Origin of the sequence: Komagataeibacter intermedius TF2 (assembly GCF_000964425.1) — a bacterium.
Taxonomy (GTDB): Bacteria; Pseudomonadota; Alphaproteobacteria; order Acetobacterales; family Acetobacteraceae; genus Komagataeibacter; species Komagataeibacter intermedius.
The window spans coordinates 1-2,916 of record NZ_BANF01000288.1; the positions used below are offsets into that span (position 1 = coordinate 1).

The 2,916-nt window shown below is 54.9% G+C and carries 5 protein-coding genes; 2 read left to right on the forward strand and 3 right to left on the reverse strand.

From position 1 onward, the window contains the following. Positions 1-577, reverse strand: a 577-nt coding sequence (locus B7449_RS17110) for a hypothetical protein (RefSeq protein WP_048883899.1), incomplete at its 3' end; no start/stop codon positions are given. Between the two features lie 355 nt (positions 578-932). Here B7449_RS17110 and B7449_RS17115 point away from each other — a divergent pair. Further along, positions 933-1,223: a nucleotidyltransferase family protein gene (locus B7449_RS17115; protein WP_010518281.1), complete on the forward strand. Its 291-nt coding sequence runs from the start codon at positions 933-935 to the stop codon at positions 1,221-1,223. Further along, a complete protein-coding gene (locus tag B7449_RS17120; RefSeq protein ID WP_039734028.1) occupies positions 1,220-1,576 on the forward strand; it encodes a HepT-like ribonuclease domain-containing protein in 357 nt (118 codons plus the stop codon). Before B7449_RS17115 ends, B7449_RS17120 begins: the two co-directional genes overlap by 4 nt. A 253-nt stretch (positions 1,577-1,829) precedes the next feature. Here the strand turns inward: B7449_RS17120 and B7449_RS17125 are convergent, their stop codons facing one another. Together B7449_RS17125 and B7449_RS17130 are read right to left on the reverse strand one after the other, a co-directional pair. Beyond that, on the reverse strand, positions 1,830-2,255 hold the full coding sequence (locus B7449_RS17125; protein WP_048883901.1) for a type II toxin-antitoxin system VapC family toxin: 426 nt from the start codon (positions 2,253-2,255) through the stop codon (positions 1,830-1,832). Beyond that, on the reverse strand, positions 2,252-2,494 hold the full coding sequence (locus tag B7449_RS17130) for a type II toxin-antitoxin system Phd/YefM family antitoxin (protein WP_010518306.1): 243 nt from the start codon (positions 2,492-2,494) through the stop codon (positions 2,252-2,254). Before B7449_RS17130 ends, B7449_RS17125 begins: the two co-directional genes overlap by 4 nt. Between the last annotated feature and the right edge of the window lie 422 nt (positions 2,495-2,916).

Here is a 2,916-nt window from a genome sequence, read left to right on the forward strand (position 1 = left end):
GATGAAAGCCGGGTTCCTGCAACCGTCGCCGGTTTTCCAGATCCCGAATGATCTCTTCGGCCCGTGCGCGACCCCGGCGACGGATTTCTTCCTCGTCCAGGTCTGCTACTGACGCCTCGGGAATGGTCGTCGGTAATGATGCGACCTGGGATGGCTTTTTTTGGAGGGAAGCAATTTCTGCCGGCACGGCTGCTTCGGCAAGAGGTAGGCTTCCGTGTTTCCCGTCAATGATATCGGGTTTCCAGTCTTTAGACTGTCGACTGGGCAGGAGCTGCTTCTGGTTTTTTCGGACGATATCGTGGGATCGCCCGGCATGGGCACGCCGGACTCGAGCCCATGTCTTGGCGGCCGTCTTGCGGGTGATTTCCTTGTTCTCGACCGTTCCGGTTATCCCATCCTCGTGTGCGATCTCGATGAAGATATCCCAAGCGCGGATTGTCTGACGCGCTTCCGAGATGTCCTCGAAATTCTCCATCATCCAGCGGTAAAGTGGCGAGACTTTCTGTCCTAGCCGACCACGAATTTTTTCTCCGGCCACGCGTCGGATGAAACGGTTTCCGCCTGCCTGTGAGTCCATTTCCGTCACGTCGTTTCTCCTGCAGGCCGTGTCAGTGGCTGTACCGGTGTGAGGTAATCGCTGCGTGGACGTCGGGTGGCGCATTTTTGGTCCCGGTACGAACCCTTTATGAACCCCCACTGGACCCATTTCAACGACGTCTTGGCACCTGCCCGGGGTGGGACCGGTACCACCTTTGGAACCGGGTCGGACCCGGCCTGATAAAGGCTCTTCATACACCATTGCACCGTTGGTGCGGGACGTTCCGTAGCGACGATCTGAGGCCGAAAAAAAGATATAAAGTAATCTTTGCGCCCTTGGGGTGAGTATAGCGATCTGATAGAATAAACCGCTTTGTGGAAAGGGAGAGGTGTTCATGCGTCCGTCTGAAGCCGTTGCCCTGCATCGTCACTCCATCATTGGACTGGCCCGGCAATGGAAACTCGATAATCCCCGGGTCTTTGGCTCCGTTGTGCATGGCCTGGATCGGGATGGAAGTGATCTGGACCTGCTGGTTGATGCGCCCGAGGGAATCACCCTTTTTGACCTGGGCGGACTGCAAAGCGATCTCGAAGATCTTCTGGGACTAGCAGTTGATCTCCGGACGCCCGAAGATCTGCCCTTAGCCTTCCGGGATGAGGTTCTGTCTGAAGCGCGTGCCTTGTGAGTCGTCATTTTCGTTTGACTGACTATCTGGGACATATGCACGAGGCAGCGACCGACGCCCGCTCCTTCGTGCAAGGCATGGCGGTCGAAGATTTTCTGAAGGATCGCAGGACCCAGCAGGCCGTTGTCATGAGCCTGCTTATCCTTGGGGAAGCGACGACCAAAGTTATGGCTGCCTACCCGGATGACGTAGCGCGTTATCCGCATATTCCGTGGAGGCAAATGCGCGGAATGCGGAACCGGATCGCGCACGGCTATTTCGAGATCAATTATGGGATTGTTTGGCGTACGGTAGAAGAGGCTTTGCCTGCCCTGATCGCTCAATTGGAGCATTTCCTGCAGAGATCATCCTGAGGATTTCATTTTGAGGGCAGGATGGTGGGCTATCTGATGAACGGCTTCGGCCGTTACGTCCGGTCCCACTAAGCGGTGTCCTCAGTCCAATATGACCTACCTGTATCATGTCAGGGCGCTGACCCGTAATCGATGCAGCCTGCGTGTCAGTCCGGGGATAAAGCAAATGTGTGACTGCATGCGATCGTAATGCGTCCTGGAACCGCAATCGTAAATTCGCGATATTTTCCAATGGTCCTCAATCAAGGATCGATCATAGGAGCGTAGTCGCCAGACCGACCTGGGGCCCCGCTTCGGCAAGACGACGATCCAGGGTACATAATGTCGCGCCATGATCCGCACAAACTGCCAGATGGAGGGCGTCTCCGGCACGCAGACCCAGAGCATACTGAGCGGAAAATCTTGCCGCTGTCCGGAAGTTCTGACTGGTCACAGGCATGACACCAAAGCTTTCTGTGCGAAGACGGGTGAACATGGCCAGGCTGTTTGCTCGATCTGTGACGGTAATCTGGCCCATGCGAAGCTTGATCGACAGGGCTGAAGAAAACTCGGTGACAACCCAGTCACTGATGGAAAGATCTTCAGGTGCCTGGACGCCAAGCCAGTCCTGCATCCGGGTTGTCTCTTCCTCATTGGTCAGAGCCGCCACAAGAACCGATGTATCGAGATAAAGACTCAATACCTTGCCTCATCACGCATCGCGCGAACAGTTTCTGCAGCAGGTTCCCTTTGCGGCGTCATAATGCTGGTAAGTGAACGAAGAGCACTCACTGCAATGGGTTTACGTACTGGCTCCGCCTTGACGAGTTGTGCGACGACCTTGCCGCGACGAAGAATACGAACGGACTCTCCTTCCTTCGCCAGATCAACCAGACGACTGAGATGGGCTTTGGCTTCCACCAGGTTGACGGTCTGCATTTCGGGCTCCGAACCATTAAACTGGTCACTTTATAGCGAAAAAATGTCGCCCTACCAAACGGAATATGCGTCTGACGATGAGAGCGATGCTCGCGGAATTCAGACGAGCAGGATGATGCTTTCCTATACGCCTGGTGGGATGCCGACCCCGTTTACAAGTCCAATCCCACGTTTCTGGCAACTCTTCGTCTCGCCCGTGCTCTGGAGATTAACCCGGCGGTTTTGGTGGAGCTGGAAGAATAGCACGCCGGCTGCCGAGAATCTGAATCTTATCCGGACAACAGGCTCTGTTCACGTAATAAGACATGGTGATCATCGTTGACCAAGTTGGGCATGGCTTCCCCATCTTTTTGGCAGGGGAAGCATTGGGTTGTCGATGTAGCAAGTGACATCTTATGACTACTGCCTAAACACGACGTTCG